Genomic DNA, 23154 nt, shown 5'->3' on the forward strand with positions numbered 1-23154 from the left:
TAAAATCAACATTCTTGGGTTTTACATTTTAGTGCACTTACTCTAAATTGAACTTTTTAAACAGCCGCTTTTATTATTTGTTACTATTTTTAGGCAATACTGGTACCCACAGTTCGTTTCTTGGTTTGTGCTTTGGCGGGTAAAAACATTCGATACAAGGTATGTCGGCAAGTTCGTATCCAGAAGCGGGAACCCATTCGGCATATAAACGTTTCCTTACTTCCGCTATATTCGGAAAAACTGCCCAATCAGCATGGGTAATAGAAAGGCTCTCCATATCATTAGGGACATCTCCATCGTAGCGTACTCCCATAAAATACGTGAATTCTTCATCCATGATGGCTGCTTCGTTACCGCAAACCCCCAAAAGACTTTCAAGTGTACATTTTGGATTTTCCCAGGACATATCTATCAACTGCTGCGTAAAACCATCTTTTTTGGCGTTATTCCAAAGAGTAGGAATAGTTTTAAAAGCGCTATTTGTCTTCACTGACTTGCCCTTCCCTACAATCCTTAATTCAAAATCAAGCTTCTGAATTCGATACTCCATCTCGTATCTCCTTTTATTGAAATTTGAAGAAAGTCTTTGACAAGCTTAAGTATGTAATTGGCTATATCCAAAATGTATGAAGCAAGCATCATGGCTGCAAATATATCCCAAAAATATATACCCTCCTTTTCAATACGTCTGCATTTTGTCCATTTTGGAAAAATAGATTGAAAAATGTCTTCTCATATAGGAACTAGTGACAAATATTTTACCTCGATGCTTTCCAACATATTGCTTTCTAATCCTTAAACTAAGCCAATACTGTAAGATTGCTTTTGAAATTTCCCTATCTACGATCCTTTACATTCATCGTAAGAAGTGCTTCTTAAACCGTATTCCAAATATCCAATCGCATGCGGCAGGGGATGAATAGTAAGTATTAGGAACCAACGAAGCAATCTACTTGAATAATCACCATAATCGAATTGTGTGACACCCATTTTTAAGCATCCCAATTCTTTGACTCACATGCTATAATACAAACAAATGAAATAAGGTTCCTTACTTATGTCGTGGGTCATTGCATTGGCTGTATCTGCTTGTGCATTATTTCTTGTCAGTAATGCTGAATCGAAAATAAGAAAACTAGAAAAGAGAGTTTCAGAATTGGAGAAACAATGATAGGATCCATACAACGTAACAATGCCGATGAAGTAGCAATTGGTTATGCATTTTCCTGCGTTCATGAAAAGCATCAAGATTAGGGTTGTTTTCCGAAAATTGCGACCTTGAATTCAATTATAACATCTTTTTAAAACAAATAATCCGATTGGCTTCACTAAATCCCAATTTAAGATGTACCGCTAAGCTTTCCCTATTTTCTAATTCACAATCACTGGCAAACTCCTGGCAACTCTTTTTCTTGGCCCAACGTTCACAAGCATGAACTAATTTTTTCGCATAGCCTTGCTGGCGGAATGCTTCCTTAACATAAAGCCCTTCTAGATATCCTACCGGACTTGAACTTGTCCCTTCAACATAATCGTAGCGCAATTGGCATTGTGCAAATCCTATTGCGTCGTCGCCATGATAAGCCAAGATCACAACGGCATCCCGCTGCTCAATCAGCCCGCTCATTTCTTGTATAAATTCCTGTAAGGTGTGCTCGGGCCAAAGCAGCAAAGCAAGTCGGGCCGCATCTTCCGTTTCTGATATTGTCGCCTCTTTCAGCATACAAACACCTCCAAATGAATTTTCAATAAACCGCCGCTGAAACACCGAGTTTATCATAACAACTTGATTTTAAAACAGTTCGGCCAAGTGAAAACTCTGTCCAGAGATCAGTTCCCCTCACAATGTTTTCTTTAAAATAATCATATGGATTAACTGCTTTCCACCTTCATAAATCGGTTGATCATAATGACGAATAAAAAAGTCATCAATTTGGTGTGAAATCGTAAAGCCACAAGCCTGATAAAAAGGGATGGTTAATGGGCTGTCCCCTGTTCCAACGAGCATGGTATGCCCTTTATTTTTGTAATGCTCACAAACAAATTGAACCAATCTTTTTCCATACCCTTTGCGCTGTTCGGAAGGTTTTACTGCCAGATTTTTTATCTCAAAAACGCCCTCACCTTCATTTGTTACGACACATAACGCTTTTACTTCACCATCTATTTCAAGGACAAACATCTCTCCACGTTCTAAGTATTGATCAATCATATCTTCTTGCTCGTCAGCAAGAAGCAATAGATGCAAGAATCTTTTTTTATGCTCAAAAATTTGCTTAATCATGTTACTCTCCTATTTTTATTTTTGCAACTGCGCAATGACAATTCTTTAGGCGGAGGAGAAAACTTTTGGCAGCCTAAAAACCATTTACCTAATTATGCGAGTTAAACCACATCCATAACACATGAACCACACCATTAAATGGATACACGCTTGTCAATTTACAAAGTTTTTTTCTTTCTTTAATGTACCCATCCCAAAAGCATGGAAATCGGATTCTCTTGATCAAATTCTGAAACTTGCTTCAAAGAAAACAACTCCTAGAAAATGATTGAATTAACCAAATAGGCTATTCCATAACATTCAAACTCCGGTTCTTTACCTATCTACATTATACAAAAGAGTATCATGGATAAGAACAGATTTATTTGATATCAACAGAATGGCACTTAAAAAAAGAAAGCTTATTTTACTTTATAGAAAAAGAAAAGAATCTCATTTTGAATAGAGTTCATTAAATGAGATTCTGATTCCCTCTACAAAGACTTGTTCTTTCGTTTAACATCAGCTCCGTCTTCTTTCCGTGAGTTGTATAGAATTGAATGGATTCACAACATTTTCAACTTTATTTTTAGGCATTGATTCGTAAGTATAGAATAATCAGTTGGCTAGGGCTTCTATGTTATTCTAAAACTTGCTCTCACCTTGGCTGCTGCAACAGTGGATGAGATATTTCTTTGATAGTAATGGACAGTTTTAATAAAACACCCTACACATGAAAGGAAAAAAAGCAAAACCCTTTAAAAGTCTTCATTAATCAAATCAATTATGACCCCCATAGTAGCTTTACTTCCTCACTAAGAGCAATAAGAAGTTGAGATGGCCTCATATGAAACCATCTCCATCAGCATAAACCCTTCCATATTGGTTCTACCAAAGTACAACTGTTTGAATGCCCCCACCTTATTCATGGTTGTAGGAAGTGAAGATGATTGCTGTATTCCGGTTGTGACAAAGCCCCATGCCCTTTCTATATCGGATAAATCAAACGATCTATTGTTCGATTTTATTTATTTAGTCATTTTGTTTTCGTAAAATGATCCATTGCCCAAGTAATGCGATGAATACTAAAAATCCTGCAGCAAACGGAAGATGAGATGATGATAAGCCCTGAGCCATTGCCATTCCGCCAAGCGCTGCACCTATCGCACCACCTAGATAGTTGGCAGAGCTGTTTAGTGCAACAGCCACTTTGCCATGCCGGGGTTGTGTGTGTAGTAATGCATGTTGCTGTGGTGCCACTGAAGCCCAGCCCATTGCTCCCCAAATAAAAATAGGAAAGTATGCAAAAATAGGAAATGCAAGTGCGTATGGCAGGCTAAACATTCCAACACTCAATATTGCGAGAATCCCTACCATAAGTAATGCGGGACGTCCTGTTCTATCAATGAAATTTCCAATTGAAAGACTTCCTATAACACCTCCAAGGGCCCATGCCCATAAATATGGGGTGATCGAATGAATACCTTCCAGATTCTTTAAGACGGATGCAATATACGTATAGAGTCCTAGGCTTGCTATGCTGGCTAAAAATGTAATACCAATGATGGCTAATACGTTTTTATTGGTCATCATTGCAACTCGTTGACGCAATGATGGCGGAGCTTCTGTTGAAAAATCGGGGAAGAAAATCATCATCCCGATTGTCGTGATAAAACCCATGACCGCAATAATCCAAAAAGCCCCTTGCCACCCAACCTCGTTTGCCACAATTAATCCGAGGGGAACTCCCATCACCGTCCCTATGCTCATGCCTCCTAGCGTGATGCCAAGAGCTCGGCCGCGCTTTTGTTCAGCAACAAGTGAAGCGGCCGCAGTTGAAGCCAACGGTGAAAAAAGGCCGGCTCCAATCCCTGCAGCAGCACGTGAAATTAATAAAAAGGAATAATTCGTAGCAAGAGCACTGGCGCCATTCGCTACGGTGAATACAGCAAACGCCAAAACCAAAACCGTACGAATCGGTTTCCCGGCCAATAGTGTTGCAAAAATGGGAGCAGCCAATGCGTAACATAAAGTAAAAATACTGACGGCTTGTCCTGATTGTGAATCGCTTATATGGAATGTCGCACTCATATCGGGCAACAAGCCCGCTACGATGTAGGCGTCAAACCCGAGAGTGAACATTCCAATAGCGAGAAGAAAAACGTTTCGCATTGTCTTATCTCCTTCCTATTTTTACCATTTAACTATAAATATGGTATTCATGACTCATTTGTTATAACTGTATGTTATAATATGAGATACTTTAATAGTTAAGATATTACCAAATTAATGTTTATATAAGGAAGATCATATATGTTATAGGGCTATAGAATATTGTTATAACTATGGGGTGAGTGTTATGAATATGGAATGGATTCGAAATTTTTCTGAAGCTGCAAAGTATAAAAGCTTTTCTAAGGCAGCAAAAGCAAATAATCTTTCACAACCCGCTTTAAGTAAGCAAATTCGCAGTTTGGAAAATAATCTTGATGTTATATTGTTTCATAGAACACCTGCTGGGATAGAGCTGACAGAAGCTGGAGAATATTTTTATCATCAAATTAATACTGTGTTGGATGAACTCACTCGTATTCGATATGAGTTAAAGCAATATAACAAGAATAACCCGGTCGCAATAGGGAGCTTGCCTAGCATCGCGACCTATTATTTGCCATCAAGAACAAAAGGACAGCAACTGTGGGGCAGGCCTTTATCTTTGATGGTTCAAAACACTTCCGGCGAACTTGTACAGTCATTGCTGGAAGGGAGGCTTGATGCAGTCTTCGTTGATAGCTTGTATATAGGCGAATCGCTGTGGCACCGTGCATTATTTACGGAAAACTATTATGCGGTTTTTCCTAACCATCATCCATTTCGATCGAAAGAAACGATTGAGCTTGCTGAACTGTCCACAGAACCATTGATTGTTCATCAAGCCCCTTGTGATACAAGAAAGCATTTGATAGAACAAATGGAATCTCTTGGTCATAAGCCTAACATTATAAGGGAAGTTGCTTTCGGAGATTTTATATATGGTGCTGTAATGTCTGGAATGGGAATAACGATCGTACCTGAGTTAGTGGCTAAGAATATTGGGCATCTTGAACTTTTTGTATTACCGATTACTGATTTTGGAAGAAATAGAACCATTTCATTAGTCACGAAAAGCAGTAAAATAGGGGCAGCTGTATATCAATTTATAGAAAAAATAAGTGAAACGCCAAACAAAAATGAGAGATCTAAGGCAGGACAAAAGAGCGTAATGGAAACTGCCCGCTAAAGTGCCAGAGCAAAGGGGACATACGAAAAAATGACAAAGCGATAAAGAAATCGGTCAAAAGTAGAGGAAATTGAGATGCATACCCAGAAAAGAGCCAAGCGGTTCTTTTTACAAATAAAAAGCAACTGAGTGGCTTCCTAAAGGTGCATTCCGTTATATCCCCTGCGGGTAAAGTCGTTTCCGGCTCCTTTTTAAGCGCATCATTTTCATGTTTAAAAAGAATTTTTGGATGGTTATAGAGATGCTGAAGTGACAAGTTGCCTTTTGGGCAGTGTATGATGGTTTATAAAAAGTTTCATCCGTCTTGATCATAATACAAAAAAGCTAGCAACCTTCATGAAAACCTTCAAACAATTGACGTTTATCGTTTGGGAAACCGTCAATTATCTAAGAGCCGCCGTTCCCAAAAAGAGTAACATCCCACTGTCGCTGATCCATTCCATAAATTGACTAGCAGTAAATAAAAAAACATAGGAAAACGCAGAGGTTTTATTCCTCTGCGTTTTTCCGCACAACTCGCCCCTGATTGTAGAAGCCTGGGCTATATCATTTTTATTTTTAAATCGCCTGTATTGCCCCTTTAGGCAATCAGGTAGCATCCATGATATCTTGTATGGAAGTCTGGCGATAGCCTCTTTGATTAAACAGGGCTATTAACGTTCTAATAATAAAATCCCGTGTTTCATCTACCTTATTTTTTCCTCCGATTCATCAATATTCATTTCATCTAGATATCTATACTGCAGAGTAAAATATCATTATAAAAACGATCATAATCAACAACTCAATGCTTGTTATAGCGACTAAATCGTTCAGATGATTTGTGACTTAATGTATGTCCGGAAGCCACATACTCTTTTTTGAGAGAAAAAAAGTAAAATAGACCTCCGGCCATCCAATATGGCTCCCAAAACAATAACCTCCAAAAAGTGGCGTATCGATCCAATTCCAAGTCTAAAATACCTAACGCATGTAAAGCAATCGTCATGAAGTTGACCAAACCATATACAAATAGTAGAATACCCGCACTCTTTATAATAAAATAAAGAACCTTTTTGATCCAAGAGTTTCTCCAATTGACCAATAGCATTAACAGCAGGATCGCTCCAAGCAATTTTATAAATCCCGTAATCCAAACAACAATAATGAAGGCCGGATCTGGATGTAAAGCCTGTTCATAAATAGCGCCACCTAAGGACTTAACACCATTCATGCCGCCCATTGCCCAGTAGAAACTCATACCGGCAAATAAAACTGTCCATAAAACTCCTACATATAAAAAATATTGATTGATTTTTATTCCCATGAGTTCCCTCTCGTTTCATAAACAGTTGGATGACCTCACTAAAAGTTGAAAGGTATGTATGATTCCTTTTTTGTATGACACGTGATTACTTGAAAATTTAGATAAGTAAAGACTGATTTGCCACTTTACATTTATTCTACACTTCAACACAACGAGCATCAAACATACCTTCACGTGATGTCCCGGTTGAAGTCCAATCATGATTAGGTGAACTTTATTTGAAGATATGACGAAAGCTTTGTATGCTCGGATGATCAGAACTATATCGTTTATCATGGCCGGCTGCCTTATTTGGAATGCTCTTTTAAAAAGATTGCTAAACCACTAGCATTGTAAAAAATACAAAAAGTGATAAATTTTGCTTGCCGCAGGCTGGTCATTGATTGATTACTTAAAAAAGGCGCACTGAACTAAAACGTCGATGGTTGCCCAATGATGATGAGTCAGCCTTTGTTTTATTGTCGATTTATTAGTTTTAGGCTTGAGCTCCTTCAGCTATTTCCGTGGCCGGCCTTCCTTTATAAGCGCTTGATGGCTCAATATGCCGTTTCTGATAGTTGACACCAATAAGGCGCAGGAGCTGTAATATCCGTTATGTTGGTATGTTGCTTTTGTTTGGATTTTAATGGTCTCACACAACTCATACGCGATGATCGCTAACCATCTCTGGTTCGAGTTCCCCTCCGGCTTATAGGATAACGGTAATTTTCCAAATGTAATAAGCGTAAATCGTTTTCAACTACGTAGATTCGGGTATAGATTGATGAACAACCATTTTTACCATCTCCTAAAGTTGAAGTTGGTGGGTAACCACGCTTTTTGCGTCTTACTTCTTCTTTAGGAGACTTTTTTATGTCAATCTGTAATTTTTTTCCATATATAGCAGTCGTAAACAGCCTATTAGATTCCTATTTCCCGCATTTTTACCATGACTTTTTTCGTCCTGTCCTCCATATCGATGCCACTGGATTTCTCAAGTCGCATTTCGCTCACGATTTTACCGTCGCGCATAAACATAATACGCTCCGTCCTAGCCGCAACCTTTGCGTCATGAGTTACAAGAATAACCGCTGTGCCTTCGGAGTTAATTTCAGAAATGATATCCATCATTTCCTGTGCGGTTTTTGAGTTAAGCGCGCCAGTCGGTTCGTCACCGAAGATTATTTCAGGATTGCTAATCAGTGCGCGGCATATTCCCGCACGCTGAAGCTGTCCTCCCGAAACTTGTGTAATATCACGGTTTTCCAGCCCGGCAATACCAACCTTTTTCATAAGGGCTCTTGCTTTTTCAGTAATCTTCTCAGCGCTTTTTCTGTTATCCCGCATTGCAGGAAGAATGATGTTATCGAGAATGTTCAAGTTTTTAAGCAAAATCGGCTGCTGAAAAACGAAGCCCATTTTAGTTCTGCGTATATCCGCAAGCTCCTTTTCACTAAGTGATGATAAATCCTTGCCATCAAAAGAAACCTTTCCACCGTTAACGTCGTCCATTCCACTCAGCGCATACAACAATGTCGATTTCCCTGAGCCCGAAGGCCCCATAACCGAAACAAATTCTCCCTCGTTTATTTCAATGGACACGCCATCGAGAACAATTTGTTTTTCATGCCCTACCTGGAAGGATTTCACTATATTTTCACCGATCATAATCTTCTTCATAATGACCCCTTTATATTTTCAGATATTTTTATTTGTCCCGAGCTCGCTGTGCCGATTAAGGTTGCGATAAGTACTGTGCATATCATCAGCAATGGACTCCATACATATGCAGAAAGCGGATTGGTAACAAACTGAAACGACAACGCGCCAAACGATGAAATAACCGTGCTTGCAAGTACTTCTCCTAGAGTATTTGCCAGAAGCACACCCAGAACAACTCCTATCATCAGAACGAAAACCGAGCGCGAAACATACTGCGCCGAAATATCCGTGTTTGTAAAACCGAGCGCTTTTAATATGGCAATGGAATTTCTATCTTTTGTAACGAGCATTTTCATAAACAACACTGTAACCAGTGCCGTAATCATGAGCGCAACGGCAAGTGCGACATACGTGGCCTTTTTGACGGAACTTATTGTCGATCCGAATGTTTGTGTAACAAATTCATCAATATCGGAAACTTTCGCAAAAGCGAATTTATTCGCATATTCCGAAACCTTATCGTCAGCAAGAGAGGGGTCCGACAGTTTGGCACACACAATGCTCCATATAATATCCGCAGAATGATCGGTAAATACAGCCTTTGCGGTTTTGCCGCCGTTGGTAATGTCGGAATAAATTCCGCTTACCGTGAGATCTTTTTCTTTGCCGCCAATCACCAATGTAATGACATCGCCCACCTTTTTGCCCATCTCATCGGCGTTTAGTGCTGACAGCGCAATTTCGTTTTCTCCGGCGGGGGCTCTGCCTTTGGAATATTCGATAGGAAAGATGGAATGGTCGCCGATTTCAATTTTAATATTTTCCTCCGTTCCATCTTCCATTTTTGCTTTGAAAGTCTTTGTTGTCATGACGGCATACCGTTCAATGGCGCTGTCGCTGTCCATCGTTTTTACAATTTCATCGGCTTTTTCAGAAATATTGTCGGCCTTTTGTAGATCAATGCGCAAATCGTAGTTTCCAACCCCCATATATTCAATGAAGCTATTGGATGAAATCGTATTGTATAAGTTCTGCGGAACAATGATAATAAAAGTCGAAATCACCAGCACCGCAAGAATTGTGGCGTAAAGTCTTTTCCTTGCGAGCACATCTTTGATACCAAGAAAAACATTTGTATGAAACAGCCTGTTCGCGCTTAGATGAAAACGTTTTGCACCTGCTGTTTTTTCCTGTGAAGTACCAAAGCGTATCGCTTCGGCTGCAGATATTTTCCGAAAACGTCTCAGCACTCCGCTTACATAGGCAATAATCGCAAGAAATACGAGCAATATCCCGATGATGGCGAAAAGCAAGGCATATGAGGAATTTTCGCTTTCTCCCATATAAAGCCGTATATTTTCAAGAAGCATACCTTTGAACACAAACGAAAGAGCATAGCCGAGAATGCTGCCTGCCGCCGCAATCGCCGCATACTTCGCCAAATACATCTTTTTGATGTCGGAAACACGCAACCCGATTGCCTTCATAACGCCAATTTCCCGGTAATCATCTTCGATTTTCGCAAGGAGTGTAAATCGTACGCACATCAATGCGATGGCAATGACAAGTGCGCTGACAAGAAGGATAACCGCAATCATCATCCCGTCTGAAAGTGCGTTCATCATTTTGAAAAGCTTATATGTCACCGTTGGTCCGTTCGCTTCAAGTCCCGCGGACGTATAAGCAGTTTCAAATGCGCTTAGAGCTGACAAATCCTTTAATCGAAACTCAATCAGATACTCCGTACTTCCAAGGCTTTTGATTTCCTCGTAATCATTTTTGCTTACAAGAAATCGCTTTGAGGAGGAGAGTGAGGAATTCATCTGCGAATCACGGAGAAATCCCGCTACGATGAAATTTTTTCCAGAAACCTCCACTTTGTCACCAACTTTTGCCGTGCCATCCTTCATATAAACTACTGGAACATAAATCTCCCCATCGGAAACCTTTATCACATTTCCGTCTAGATCTAGGAGATAATCAAATTTTTCACTCTGTGTGCTGAAACCGTTGTCCTGAACACTACCCGCAAGCGAGTTTCCGTCAATGACAATTTTCGCACCTTCCATATTGAGAAATTCAACTATTTGAAACTCCTCGACATTGCTGTTTTGCTCCGCGAAATCAGCAAGCCTGACAGTATCAATAGCACCTGAGTGCATCTGCATAAAATGCGGCGTTTTCGCCTGCTTCATGAGTGTATCTATCGCACCCGAAAGATTGACGACAAGAATCGCCGAAAGAGAAACAAGCATCGCCGCGGCAACGACAAATATCATCGTTGTCAGCGTGATTAGCTTGCTCTTTGAAATGTCATTACGGATTATTCTGAAATACATAGGTCACCCCTGTTTATATTTTTTTTCGATTCTTGAATATACCAATATTGATTGCAAGCGGCGTTCATAAAGCTCTGCCATCGTGAGAACTCAACTATTTTTCCGAAGGGCAACCTATACAATCTTGCCAGTAAACCAATCTGCGACCGCAGTCTTGAGTCAAAAAACGAGCTTACCAATCTGCCATAGCCAGACTTATCCGAAAAGACACAAAGCAAATTAGATCATGCTCTTACAAAAAGACTGTCGTCTATCACCATTATAAAGCCTGCGTTTATAGAGACTCCTGACGCGGATGGCCTGCCTGTTTCCCAAAAAAAGCCTGAACGAGGGAAGCCCACTTTCTAAAGATGAAATAAGCAAACCTGATCAAAGAAGAACAAATCTTTGAATACTCATTCTCCATTTCCGCTGCCAAACATTTTCATCATGTGCATAAGACTTCCGCTTTCAACTTTAAGCATCCTTTCTACATTGAATATGAGCGCCTTTATACGTGAAACACGCTCTTCATCCGTCATATTCACCATATCACCATCAAAAACGGTATTCGTATATGCAACAACCATCTCCATACATTCATACGGGTACGGTGTACTGAACAGGCCTTGCTCAATGCCCTCCCGAATAATTTCCGTCAGTATTGGTGTAACTCCATTGATGATCACTTTTTGTATTTTCTGATGCATAAGCGCATTCTGAGGCCTGTGAATGTGCTCCATTATTTCTTGGCTGCTAGCTCCACTTATGTTCAGTGACATGACAACACGGATAATGCGTTCAATGACAGGTGTGCTCTTATCGGCGGCTATTTGCTGCGCCGTCCCTAAAAGACGGTTACTATACCGCTCAATCAGTGCATCCATAATATCCTCCTTCGATTTGAAGTGATGATATAATGTCCCACGCGCAATGCCGACCTTTTCAAGAATATCTTTCGTACTCGTGCCATCAAAGCCCTTCTGGCCAAAAAGCTCATCTGCCGCATCAAGAATTTCATTTTTGCGTTCCACTGCCTCTTTTCTCATTTTATCCCTCCTTACAGACCGACTGCCTGTCTATAAAATTGTAACATTGTAATGGAGGATGTCAAGAGTAAAAATAACAGAACCCTAGACAAAAAATGATCGGACATGGCAACCAATAAAATTTTATGTAAACTAACCAGGCTGATGCCATTTTTCGATCACAATGCCACGGGTTTGATCTCGATTAGGATAGCGTGGAATCCACTGTTGCGCCAATAGTCCCTTTGTGCAAAGTTCACTTGATCACCTGCTTAATAAAGCAATATGGTGAAAGTTTTACTCAATAAAAAAATAACCCCTTATACATATGACATTGAAGAGGTTATTTTTTGTAGGTAATTTAAAGAGCTGTTTAGCTAATGTTACGTGACAATAAAGTCTCGTAATATTGTCTTTATCACAAAAACATCATTTTCTTTTTTGCCTTCAAGTTTTTCCCAATATTACCCACTGTGATATTCATTACGGTCCTTACGTACGTTTTAGAAATTGAGAAATTCCCGATGATAGCATGCGCCTTTAATTTCCAATTTTTTTACCGTCAAAATGTTGCCGGCTTACTTAACCAAACCGACTATCCCAAGACTCTGATTCTACATTCCATCAGAAAAAGAAATAACCCCTGCCCTTCAGGGGTTACAGCCATATGCTAAGCTGTAATCCCTAACCCAGCGGCTGTTTCTACTTGATTGCTGGCATGATATTTGGGAATTTCTCAGTTCCAAGCCCAAACTTCTTACGGTACGGTCCCCGCTACTCATCTATTGACACTCTCTGCTTTTCCTCCTTGCATCACGACATTTTCTCGATCCGTTATTTCTCCCAAATTAATACGGCTCGTTCTAAAATTGAATCCCAAGTTTCTTTTCCAGCAGTGACTTTTTCTGCATCAAAATCTACATAATAGACAGCATCAACTTTTTTACTTTCTGGAAGTTCAAAGACATACCCTTCCTTATTAGGATCCTCCCCATTCTTAATAAGTTCTCTTGAAGGTGAATCAGCGATTGTTTTTGTATAATAAATAAAACTTACATTCTTATTTTCTCCTTCAATTTCCATTTTCATAGGATGGGTTACGTTAACACTAGCATAGCTTTCGCCATAATAACGGGAAGCCAATTGATGGTCATTCTGTTTTTCAATTTTGACGAGGTTTTCTGAATATGGAATGACCGTTTCATAATAAAAAACATACGCAAATACCCCAAATAAAACGATAGCCGTTGCGACAGCAGAAGCAATTGAAATCAGTATTTTTTTCTTGCGCCATTTTTTACTGATTTTCTTAAAAAGAGAGACTTTATTTTCTGCCGGAATATAAAGTTCACGCTTCATGGAGTCGTATTCCTTTTGACACGTCTCACAATGCTGTAAATGCTCATCGACCATTTCTTTTGTATCTTCGCTGACTACTCCATCAACATAAAGAGGCAAAACATCTTGTATGATGGTACATTTAATCTCTTTCATGATTTATCTCCTCCATATACTCCAAAATTTTCTTCCGGGCTCTGTAAAAGGTTACCCTTGCCCATCCGGCGCTTTTTCCAAAGAGTCTTCCTATTTTCTCAAAAGGCAGTTCGCCAAAAGTGCGTAGTGAAAACACTTCTTTGTATGGCTCATCCATCGAGTGAAGAAACTGATGAACAGTAAAAGCCTCTTCCTCGTTCATCAAATGTTGTACAATTTGCACTCCCGTCCCTGGTTCATCAATGAAGTCCGAGTTGATTTGCCTTTTCATTTTTTTATAATGAGAAAAATAGGTGTTTTTGGCAATTGTAAAAAGCCATGCTCGAATATCTTTAGAACCATCAAATTTTTCGATTGCCTTTAATGCTTTAAAAAAAGCCTCTTGCGTCATTTCTTCCGCTACACCTTCATCATGACTTAATGATTTCATAAACAAATAAACTTCTTGAAAGTATTCGCGATAGATTTCCTCAAAGTCCACCTCTTTTCACCCCTTATACTGATATAACTCCCAGAACTTGATTACGTTACAAAAAATACTGACATATTTTACACTCAGAGCCATTACATGATCCTCACGATTGCCGATCTTCCTTTAACATCGACAAATTTTCCACAAACGAAATAAGGCATATTCAAACGAAAATGAATATACCCGCCTCCATTACTTTATGATATGGTTGATTAAAACTTATATTAAACTGTATTATTTTCCGTATTTAGGATAATAAAATAAACACTGTAAACTCGCCTGCCTGTTAGCTTACGTATGTTTCTACTCTCTGAATGTTAACATAAATATCCTCTTCCTTGTCAGTTATTCTTCTGTAAGAAAACAACTCTGTTGCCACTTCACAGTTCCTAAAGTGTTCTTTTCCTTCTTACTATAAAACATCCCTCGTAAAAACATCCCTCGTAAAAAATATCCAAATCGCGATGTAACTAGTAAATCCAGAATACTTTCCGTTCCAATGCCATGCCGAAGTGTATGCGGGTACAGTTTTCCGCAAAGGAACAACGAGCCGCAGGGCTTTGCAAGAGCCTATCACATACCCGCCACTCCAGTGTAAAGCCGTGGAAATAACACTCATTTGTGAATATACTTGATTGCCAAATACTGCATCAGTAACCAGCAACAATTCTATTTTGTCGGCAAAGATATTTCATCTCTATCATTCATGTTGCAAATGGAACGAATATCTACATGATCAAGCAACTCTGCAGGTGAACCATATCCTTCAAAGGGCCAATTATGTGATATATTCGTTAGTAGTGATCTTCGAATTGCTCAAAAAATCGCACTTTCTGGATGTAGTGGTAGTTTCCTTAGCTGCTTTTGGACAGCGCCATATAACTTAAAGGAAAAGAGGTTTTTCCTATGAAAACAATACTGATTGTTGAAGACGATGTCAGTTTAAATAAAGGAATTATGCTGACGTTGGCGCAGGATGGTCTCAACATTAGGCAAGCGTACGACATCTCTTCAGCCGAAAGAATATATAATGAGGAACCAATTGATTTAATTATTTTGGACATCAACCTTCCAGACGGCAATGGCTTGGAGTTTTGTGAATCCGTTCGGCAGCGATCGCAAGTACCCATCATTTTTCTGACTGCAAATGATCTGGAAGTGGATATTGTCACTGGATTAGAACTTGGCGGAGATGATTACATTACGAAACCATTTAGCTTGATGGTCTTACGAGCCAGAGTAATGGCAGTGTTTAGAAGAGCGGATCCGGAACGAGCAGATAAGATGGAGATAGACGATCTTTCTTTTGATTTTGGAAAAATGGAATTTCGCAAAGCGGATCAGTCCATTCTGTTAAGTCGTACCGAGCAAAAATTATTAAAAGTGCTCTTGATGAATCGAGGAAATATATTAACGAGAGAACAGTTAATGGACAAAGTATGGGGCAAAGAGGCGGAGTTCGTTGATGAAAATGCCTTAACCGTGACGGTGAAACGATTGCGGGCCAAAATTGAAGATCATCCGTCTGAGCCAACCTATATCAAAACAATTTATGGATTAGGATATGCTTGGATGGGAACGAACGAGTCATGAGTAAGCGGCGCGAGAATGAGTTTAAACGAATATATGGTCTATTTGCCGCGTTGTTTCTTTTGCTGAGTGGATTATATATCGGGGGAATACTGTACATAACCGGATGGAAAGCGACAACAATTTGGTTGTCGCTTGGATTTGTTATTGCCATCTCTCTGACCGCTAGTGCATGGGTCTTGATCCTGCAATCAAAAGTGGGCTCAGTCATCCAAGCAGTCGATGAGATAGTGGAAAAAGCTATCAGTGGAAGAGATGGAATTGTAAGTTATGACGAGACTACCCTCTCTAAACTTGAACACAAAATGGCACGCTTTATTGGGATGGTTAACGCAATGGAGAAATCTCAAAAGGATGAGCAGCAAAAAATCAAGGCGCTTATCTCTGACATTTCCCACCAAACGAAAACACCGCTTGCCAATATCATTTTGTATAGTCAGCTATTGGAGGAACATATCCCAAAGGATGATAATGCCCGTACATATGTCGAGCAAATTATAAACCAATCGGAAAAACTGGATTGGTTAATCCAATCTCTCATTAAAATGTCACGGTTGGAAACAGGTATCATTAAAATCCAAACCGAAATCGGTCCAGTGCTGCAGACCATTAAAGCTGCCGTTTCACAAATCTATGCAAAAGCAGAAGCAAAAAAGATTTCAATTGAAATAGCGTGTCAGCATACACCGAAAGCGAAACATGATCCAAAATGGACGACAGAGGCGCTGTTTAATATATTGGATAATGCCGTCAAATATAGCCACCCCGGCGGAAAGGTCGTTATATCTGTCTATGCCGGTGAAATGTTTACCCGAATTGATGTCGCCGATCAAGGAATTGGGATTGATGAAAGCGAGCTGAACCTTGTATTCCAGCGGTTTTATCGGTGTGCTAAAACGAGCAAATGTGAAGGAATCGGGATCGGTTTATATTTGACCAGAGAAATTATTGCGGCTGAGAACGGATATATAAAAGTCTCCTCGAAACCAAGTGAAGGGTCGGTGTTTTCTGTTTTTTTGCCCGTAAGCTGATGAATGTGTCAACACTGTTATATTTGAGACATGTGCATGTTAGAGTTGCTTGATACATTTAGTCTGTACGATAAAGTGAAACTTCATTCAGTAGGAGTTTTCTTCCATTTCCTACTGAATGTTAGTTGAACCAATCAGGCATTTAGGTGCCGTTTTCTCCCACTTAGACCTTTTGTATTCACTCAAGATTTTGAGGTGGGAGTCTTACGGCACCTTATATGCGGGATAAATTGGTACAGACATTTTGTTTTGAGGAGATGAGTGTTTTGACTATATTACAAGTAAAAAACCTTAGGAAATACTACGGAAAAGGCGAAACGACTGTGAAAGCGTTGGATGGCGTTTCTTTAGACGTAAAGAAGGGAGAGTTTGTCGCCATTGTTGGTACGAGCGGAAGCGGAAAAAGCACACTGCTCCATATGCTGGGTGGACTGGATCGGGCAACAGCAGGCAAAGTCTATGTAGATGGGCATGATATTTTCGCTATGGATGATGAAAGTTTGACCGTTTTCCGGCGGAGATCAGTCGGGTTTATCTTTCAGCATTATAATTTAATTCCGATTTTAAATGTGTATGAAAATATTGTGCTGCCAATTCAACTGGACGGCGTAGAAGTAGATCGGCTATATGTGGATGAAATTATGGAAGCGCTGGGACTAGATCAAAAAGTGCATAGCCTGCCGTCCAACCTATCTGGAGGACAACAACAGCGAGTGGCCATTGCGCGGGCCCTGGCAACAAAGCCTTCCATCGTATTAGCAGATGAACCAACCGGAAATCTCGATAGTAAGACAAGTCAAGAAGTCCTGATTTTGATGAAGCAGATGAGTTCAAAATTTCATCAAACGATGGTAATGATTACCCATAATGATGAAATTGCCCAACTGGCTGATCGAGTCATTCGAATCGAAGATGGTAAAATCGTCAGCAAGTCTGACAGCCGAGGTGAGGAGGCGTGATTCGGACCAAGAATCGGAAAACAGTCATTCATACCGCTAAAAAAAGTATGAGGGCTAATCGGAAACGCAATATCATTATTGCCTGTGCCATCGTTCTCACAACACTGCTTATCACTGCTGTATTTACGGCCGGCTTCAGTATTAATAAATCGATTGAATGGGCACAAATGAAAACTGTTGGCGGTGATGCGCATGCCAGTTTTCAATATTTGACACCGGATGAAGCAGAGAAAATCGCACAGCACCCTTCCATTAAAGAATATGGAAAAAGAGTCGTTGTTGGCGAAGTAATGAATAAAAGACTAAAAGAAAAACGGGTAGAGGTCTTGCAAGCGGATGAACAAGTTGCCAAGCATTTTTTTATCGATTTGATCAAAGGAGAACTGCCTAAACGTGAGCAAGAAATTGTATTGAATACGTGGACACTTGATTTACTCGGCATTCCTCACAAGATTGGCGAAAAAATGCGGTTAGATTTGGATATCAACGGTGAAAAAGTGTCCAAAGACTTCATATTATCTGGGTACTATAAGGCAGATCAACATGTGGCAATGGCGGGGTTGGCATTTGTATCACAGGACTTTATAAAAAGTAACTTGAATCAGATTGACCCGCAAGAGACGAGAAAAACCGGGACATACACTAACACCACCACGGTTGATGTCATGTTCCATAATGCATGGGGTCTAGAAAAAAAGGCTAAAAAAGTGATGGCCGATACCGGAGTCGATGCAAATTACGGTGTGAATTGGGCCTACTCCAGCACTACTTTGTCAGAAAATATACAAATGCTTATACCTTTGCTCGTGCTTGTACTTATTATTATGCTAAGTGGCTACTTATTAATTTACAATATATTCCATATTGCTGTTGTGCAAGATATTAAGTTTTACGGTCTTTTAAAAACGATCGGCACGACGCCGAAACAATTGAAAAAAATTATTTCCATTCAAGCAAATCGTTTGTATATCATAGCGCTGCCTATTGGGCTGGCATTAGGTTATGGTGTCGGAATGTGGGTTACATCAATGGCGTCTACTACTTTATCTGGTATCAATGATAGTGTTATCTATTCCGTACATCCAATCATTTTTGTTGGAGCGGCGCTATTTTCTTATGTGACAGTACGAGTTGCCGCCAGTAAACCGGGGAAAATGGCAGCCAAAATATCGCCTGTTGAGGCTGTAAAGTTTTCCGGTGTCACTAAAATTGGCAAAAAGAAAACGAAGCGTTCCGTACATGGGGCTACATTGACGAAAATGGCCATGGGAAATTTATTAAGACAAAAGAAAAAGCTGTTTTTGATGCTGGCATCTGTATCTTTAAGTATTGTTTTATTCAGTATCGTCTACACGGTCATTTCTTCTATTAACGTCAATAAATACTTGAATTCTTTCATATCTGGAGACTTCGTTGTGATGGAAACACAAGATGGAAGTACGAATATCGAAGGAGGGGATCCGCTTACGGAAGAAGTCGCCGAGGAACTACGTGCGATAGACGGTGTGAAAAACGTTGACCACGTGTATTTTATAGAAACTTACATGAAGATGAACGAAACGATCAAGAACTTCTTAAAACCGTTGGCAGCATCTGAAGATCCGGATCAGCCAATTTATCGTTCTGTTTTAGAAAACGGGAAGATCAGCACCGAGCTTTTTGGCATTAGCCGCGGATGGTACGATGTACTTCAAGAGAATGATATCGTTGCTGGAACTTTTAATCCGGAGAAGTTTGCTTCTGGACAATACGTACTAGTGACCCAAGCTTTTTTAGCAGAAGAAGGAGACCTTCCGACTTATTTTACACCTGGTGATCGAATCCACATAGATACACTAGGAAAAAGTTATGAAGTAATGGCTGTTGGCAAGTTGGATGCCTTTTACGCTGCCGGGACAAAGTCCTATGTACCCGCAGGTATTAAGATATATTTGCCGGCTGCAGAGCTTAAGGACACTGACAGCGATGCCCAGATCCTTTCGCTCACCCTTCATGTAGAGCCTGAAGCGAAAGACCATGCAGAACTTGCGGCCCAAGCTATCACGGACTCTTCCGGTGGTTTGATATTAAAATCTCGAGATGATTACAAGGAAGAATTGAGTGGATTTATCCGTGTGTTCAAGTCTATTGGCTATGGATTGAGCTTTATCATCGCATTTATTGGAGTAATGAATTACATCAATACGATGATCACTGGTATCCTTTCACGCCGAAACGAACTTGCTGTACTGGAAAGCATCGGTATGACGAAAAAACAGCTCAAAAAGCTACTTTTTTACGAGGGATTGCTCAGCGTTATGCTGACAGGTACGATTGTTTTGACGGCAGGCCTGTATATAACATATGCGGTAGGGAAAGGCATAACAGAAAGTATGGACTTTACAGAGTTTCAAATGAGTATTTGGCCTACATCCCTAGCTATTCTGCTGTTAATGACTATTTCAATCACCATAACCTGGGTCGCTTATTCATTACTTTCGAAAGATACAATTATAGAAAGATTACGGGAAGTGGAATAGTGTTAAGAAGCTTAAGATCAATAATAGCAGAGACCGCCCCCCTTAACATGTAGTACTTGACAGTAACTTTAAAAATGAAAAGCACCTCGATGTTAGTATGATTAAAATAAAAATTCATTACAATCATCATTCAAAGAGGTGTCTTTTTCATTACAAGCTAGTTCTTTTTGGAATGGATGTCGATTTAATAAAGAAAGAAATGAATGTTATTCCACACTCATATTTGATGATGAAAGAACGGTTCATCATATAGGGACATATCATGTTTATACGATTGATTTTTGGGCTCATCCATTTATCGAATTGATTAGCTGAAAAAAGTATTCAGGCTTTTGAGTCTTATTGAGGTTATACCATGAATGCAGTGTATCTGGCGCAAATACATCTAAGGTTTTCAGCACTTCCATCGCAAATTCCAAAGGAGCTACTCCTGATGCGGTTACCAAATTCTCATCAGATACTGCGGGCCCTAGCTCATAATATTTTTCTCCTTTATAATGGGGACAAGTCATTTTCATATACTCCAAGTGATTACTTGTATGTTTTCTAGAATCTAGGTAACCAAAGTTTGCCAATCCCAGCGTTGCGCCACAAATTGCCGCAACAATAGTTCCTTTCTTTAAAGCTTCGCCAATCTTTTTTAAGATAGGGTCATGAATAGCTTCTTCCCACGTATTCCCTCCAGGCAAAACGATAAGATCTCTACTCTCAAACGCACACTCATCAACAGACATATCCGGTTTTATTTTCAGTCCACCCATTGTCGTAATCATTTCTTTCGTCGTTCCTACTGTCAGGACTTTTAAAGGCGCTACATCCTCTTTAAAATATCTGCCTGAATTTAGTTCGGCCATTAAATATCCATATTCCCAATCCGACATTGTATGAAATACATAAAGATACGCTTTTTTCGTTTGCATCCAACTACACTCCATTCACAATTGATATAACCTATTATAAAACACCTTCCCTGACAACTAGCGTCAGGGAAGGAAAAATACTTGAGCTCTCCCATCATGGCAGAGCTTCTGAACCCGTTTGTAACAACATTTGTATATTCAGAAAATAAAAAAATATAAACAGAGGTGATTTTCATATTTATGAAGAATCAGCCTTTTGTCATAATTGAGGAGGTCTAACGTAAAAAATGGCAGAAACCGTACCAGATCTTCAACCCCCTATTTTTAACCGTTTTCCACCAAAAAATTGATTGGTAGCGATTTTTATATTCCTCATATTTTGATATGATTCACTTCAGGCGTTTAGCATCTTTTCACTCCCCCGCCATTAATTGAATAGACACCATAAGACGGTAGGTTATTTTCTGCTGGCAAGCTTTTTATATACACCCTTCTAAGACTTTGGTTCCACCACTCTCTACTTTTATTTTGCATTGAACAGCAACTGAAAGTAATACAGTGAAACTTCATTCAGTAGGGCTCCTACTGAATGTTAGTTGAACCAATCGGGCATTTAGGTGCCGTTTTATCACACTTACACCTTTTGTATTCACTCAAAATTTTGAAGTGGGAGGCTTACGGCACCTTACATGCGGGATAAAGTGCGTACGTAAAACAAATAGTATGTATAAGAATAGGTGCGTTTAGACGTATAGCGAAAAATTTTTTACATTAAAAATGTAACGAAACAACATTTTCTTGGATATATAAAAGAGTAAACTCTTCCGACGTTTGCTACATATATGAAAGGAGGGAAACGGTGAACACAGCAGATGTCTATCAAAAATACGCCAGCTTTATATTTAAATACTTATTAACCTTGACGAATAATGAACAAGCTGCCGAGGAATTAACGCAGGAGACGTTTTATCAAGCCATTAAGTCTATTGATAACTTTCACGATAGCGGAAAAGCAAAATTTTCTACATGGCTCTGTTCGATTGCTAAAAATGTTTGGTTGCAGGAACTACATCGTGAAAAGAAAAGACATCAATTGGCGGAATCATTAAGTGATGAAAAAAAGCTAGCTTATAATTTGGAAGAAGAATACTTTAGAAATGAAGATAAAATTCAATTTTTCAAACTAGCACATCAGCTTAGTGAGAAAAAGCGAGAAATACTTTATCTCAGGTTATTAGGAGATTTATCTTTTAAAGAAATCGGCTCTATTTTTGGAGAATCAGAAAATTGGGCGAGAGTGACATTCTATCGTGCAAAACAACAAATGAGAAAGGGTGATAAAGGCGATGAATCATAGTGTTTTCAGAGATCTAGTGCCAAACTATATTGAAAATTTAACGACTGAAGAGACAAATAGACAAATGGAAAAACATATGGAGCAATGTGAGGATTGTCGGGAGTATGTAAAAGAAATGCGGGAAGACTTATCCATAGAACGTAGAAATGAACAAAAAGAAGAGAACAGAAATATTGACTATTTGAAAAAAGTGCGCTTAAAGAACAGAAAAAAGATTATTACTATTACTGGGGCACTGCTATCTCTTTTTCTTGTTTTATCGATCAGTTATTATTTCCTCTTTGTTCATATGTGGATGGCAGATAAAAATGATGTGGAAACAACCATCCAACAGCAAGATTCTAAAGTGACACTAACCTTTCAATCAAAAAACGACAATCGTTATCTGTTGGCTGTGGGAAACCAAACAGCAAAACATGATTATACCGATTTTATTACCATTTATGAAAGTTGGAATGTTTTTTCAGATACAAAACTAAATCCATTTTCAGAATTAGCAAAGGCTCGTCAAGATGGAGATCGTATTACGTATATTTTTTTAGATGAAAATACCTTACTATTGGACAATGGAGAAAAAAAGAAACTGACTGATGAGGATAAAATAACAATTGAATATAAAGACCATTCCGAAGTAATCCGATTAAAGGATCTGTATCGTGCAAAAAATAATAACTAAATTTGAGGAATAATTAACACGATACGATGGTGTTAAAAGACATTCCCATTGTGCTTGCACCGGGTGGTTATGGTCTACTGGAGGCAAAGGATTTCGTGGAATCAACATTATTGTGTATTATTTATGGGGCAATGGAGGGGGAACAAGTGGTCAGTTTTTTATTTCTGCCTGAATTTAGTTCGGCCATTAAATATCCGTATTCCCAATCCGACATTGTATAAAATACATAAAGATACGCTTTTTTCGGTTGCATCCCACTACACTCCTTCACAATGAATATTACCTATTATAAAACACCTTCCCTGACAACTGGCGTCAGGGAAGGCACCATTTAGGCTGTTAAGCAATCCCATGATTGTA

The 23154-nt window shown here is 39.3% G+C and carries 17 protein-coding genes and 2 pseudogenes; 7 read left to right on the forward strand and 12 right to left on the reverse strand.

Translation table 11 applies throughout. The features are described from left to right. Positions 1–73: 73 nt before the first annotated feature. The 4 genes and pseudogenes from JOC94_RS01675 to JOC94_RS01690 form a co-directional block, all read right to left on the reverse strand. A pseudogene (locus tag JOC94_RS01675) lies at positions 74–576 on the reverse strand (GyrI-like domain-containing protein); the annotation flags it as partial. A 712-nt stretch (positions 577–1288) separates the two neighbouring features. Next, positions 1289–1723, reverse strand: a complete 435-nt coding sequence (gene aac(6'), locus JOC94_RS01680; RefSeq protein ID WP_205178133.1) for an aminoglycoside 6'-N-acetyltransferase — start codon at positions 1721–1723, stop codon at positions 1289–1291. 117 nt (positions 1724–1840) lie between these two features. Further along, the gene (locus JOC94_RS01685; RefSeq protein ID WP_205178135.1) at positions 1841–2284 is read right to left on the reverse strand and encodes a GNAT family N-acetyltransferase; all 444 of its coding nucleotides are present in this window, start codon (positions 2282–2284) and stop codon (positions 1841–1843) included. Between the two features lie 1011 nt (positions 2285–3295). Further along, on the reverse strand, positions 3296–4435 hold the full coding sequence (locus JOC94_RS01690) for an MFS transporter (RefSeq protein WP_205178137.1): 1140 nt from the start codon (positions 4433–4435) through the stop codon (positions 3296–3298). Positions 4436–4622: 187 nt separating this feature from the next. Here JOC94_RS01690 and JOC94_RS01695 point away from each other — a divergent pair, with 187 nt between their 5' ends. Continuing rightward, complete coding sequence (locus tag JOC94_RS01695; RefSeq protein WP_205178139.1) at positions 4623–5543, forward strand: LysR family transcriptional regulator; 921 nt, start codon at positions 4623–4625, stop codon at positions 5541–5543. 784 nt (positions 5544–6327) lie between these two features. On the opposite strand, the gene JOC94_RS01700 is transcribed toward JOC94_RS01695, so the two are convergent. From JOC94_RS01700 to JOC94_RS01725, 6 genes are all read right to left on the reverse strand, one after another. Beyond that, on the reverse strand, positions 6328–6849 hold the full coding sequence (locus JOC94_RS01700; protein WP_205178142.1) for a DUF3995 domain-containing protein: 522 nt from the start codon (positions 6847–6849) through the stop codon (positions 6328–6330). A 900-nt stretch (positions 6850–7749) separates the two neighbouring features. Continuing rightward, a complete protein-coding gene (locus tag JOC94_RS01705) occupies positions 7750–8508 on the reverse strand; it encodes an ABC transporter ATP-binding protein (RefSeq protein ID WP_205178144.1) in 759 nt (252 codons plus the stop codon). After that, positions 8505–10829, reverse strand: coding sequence for an ABC transporter permease (locus JOC94_RS01710; protein WP_205178146.1), 2325 nt, complete (start codon positions 10827–10829; stop codon positions 8505–8507). Before JOC94_RS01710 ends, JOC94_RS01705 begins: the two co-directional genes overlap by 4 nt. A 395-nt stretch (positions 10830–11224) precedes the next feature. After that, positions 11225–11857 (reverse strand): TetR/AcrR family transcriptional regulator, encoded by a 633-nt coding sequence (locus tag JOC94_RS01715; protein WP_077114302.1) that lies wholly within the window; start codon positions 11855–11857, stop codon positions 11225–11227. 813 nt (positions 11858–12670) lie between these two features. After that, positions 12671–13330: a zf-HC2 domain-containing protein gene (locus JOC94_RS01720; protein ID WP_077114303.1), complete on the reverse strand. Its 660-nt coding sequence runs from the start codon at positions 13328–13330 to the stop codon at positions 12671–12673. Continuing rightward, positions 13317–13811, reverse strand: a complete 495-nt coding sequence (locus JOC94_RS01725) for an RNA polymerase sigma factor (protein WP_077114305.1) — start codon at positions 13809–13811, stop codon at positions 13317–13319. Before JOC94_RS01725 ends, JOC94_RS01720 begins: the two co-directional genes overlap by 14 nt. A gap of 897 nt (positions 13812–14708) precedes the next feature. On the opposite strand from JOC94_RS01725, the gene JOC94_RS01730 reads away from it, so the two are divergent. The 4 genes from JOC94_RS01730 to JOC94_RS01745 all read left to right on the forward strand — a co-directional run bounded on the left by JOC94_RS01730 (position 14709) and on the right by JOC94_RS01745 (position 19901). Continuing rightward, positions 14709–15395 (forward strand): response regulator transcription factor, encoded by a 687-nt coding sequence (locus tag JOC94_RS01730; RefSeq protein ID WP_205178148.1) that lies wholly within the window; start codon positions 14709–14711, stop codon positions 15393–15395. Continuing rightward, positions 15392–16423 (forward strand): sensor histidine kinase, encoded by a 1032-nt coding sequence (locus JOC94_RS01735; RefSeq protein ID WP_205178150.1) that lies wholly within the window; start codon positions 15392–15394, stop codon positions 16421–16423. The genes JOC94_RS01730 and JOC94_RS01735 overlap by 4 nt, the downstream gene beginning before the upstream one ends. A 266-nt stretch (positions 16424–16689) precedes the next feature. Beyond that, positions 16690–17382: an ABC transporter ATP-binding protein gene (locus JOC94_RS01740; RefSeq protein WP_205178152.1), complete on the forward strand. Its 693-nt coding sequence runs from the start codon at positions 16690–16692 to the stop codon at positions 17380–17382. Next, positions 17379–19901 carry an ABC transporter permease gene (locus JOC94_RS01745; RefSeq protein ID WP_205178154.1) on the forward strand — a complete coding sequence of 841 codons (2523 nt, stop codon included), beginning with the start codon at positions 17379–17381 and terminating at the stop codon, positions 19899–19901. The genes JOC94_RS01740 and JOC94_RS01745 overlap by 4 nt, the downstream gene beginning before the upstream one ends. A 287-nt stretch (positions 19902–20188) precedes the next feature. On the opposite strand, the gene JOC94_RS01750 is transcribed toward JOC94_RS01745, so the two are convergent. Continuing rightward, positions 20189–20821, reverse strand: a complete 633-nt coding sequence (locus JOC94_RS01750) for a type 1 glutamine amidotransferase family protein (protein ID WP_205178156.1) — start codon at positions 20819–20821, stop codon at positions 20189–20191. A gap of 799 nt (positions 20822–21620) precedes the next feature. Here JOC94_RS01750 and JOC94_RS01755 point away from each other — a divergent pair. After that, positions 21621–22118: an RNA polymerase sigma factor gene (locus JOC94_RS01755; RefSeq protein ID WP_205178158.1), complete on the forward strand. Its 498-nt coding sequence runs from the start codon at positions 21621–21623 to the stop codon at positions 22116–22118. Further along, positions 22108–22794, forward strand: a complete 687-nt coding sequence (locus tag JOC94_RS01760) for a zf-HC2 domain-containing protein (RefSeq protein ID WP_205178160.1) — start codon at positions 22108–22110, stop codon at positions 22792–22794. The genes JOC94_RS01755 and JOC94_RS01760 overlap by 11 nt, the downstream gene beginning before the upstream one ends. Before the next feature lie 163 nt (positions 22795–22957). Here the strand turns inward: JOC94_RS01760 and JOC94_RS22750 are convergent. After that, positions 22958–23047: pseudogene (locus tag JOC94_RS22750) on the reverse strand (glutamine amidotransferase); the annotation flags it as partial. Between the last annotated feature and the right edge of the window lie 107 nt (positions 23048–23154).

Origin of the sequence: Siminovitchia thermophila (genome assembly GCF_016909185.1) — a bacterium.
GTDB classification, from domain to species: Bacteria; Bacillota; Bacilli; order Bacillales; family Bacillaceae_C; genus Siminovitchia; species Siminovitchia thermophila.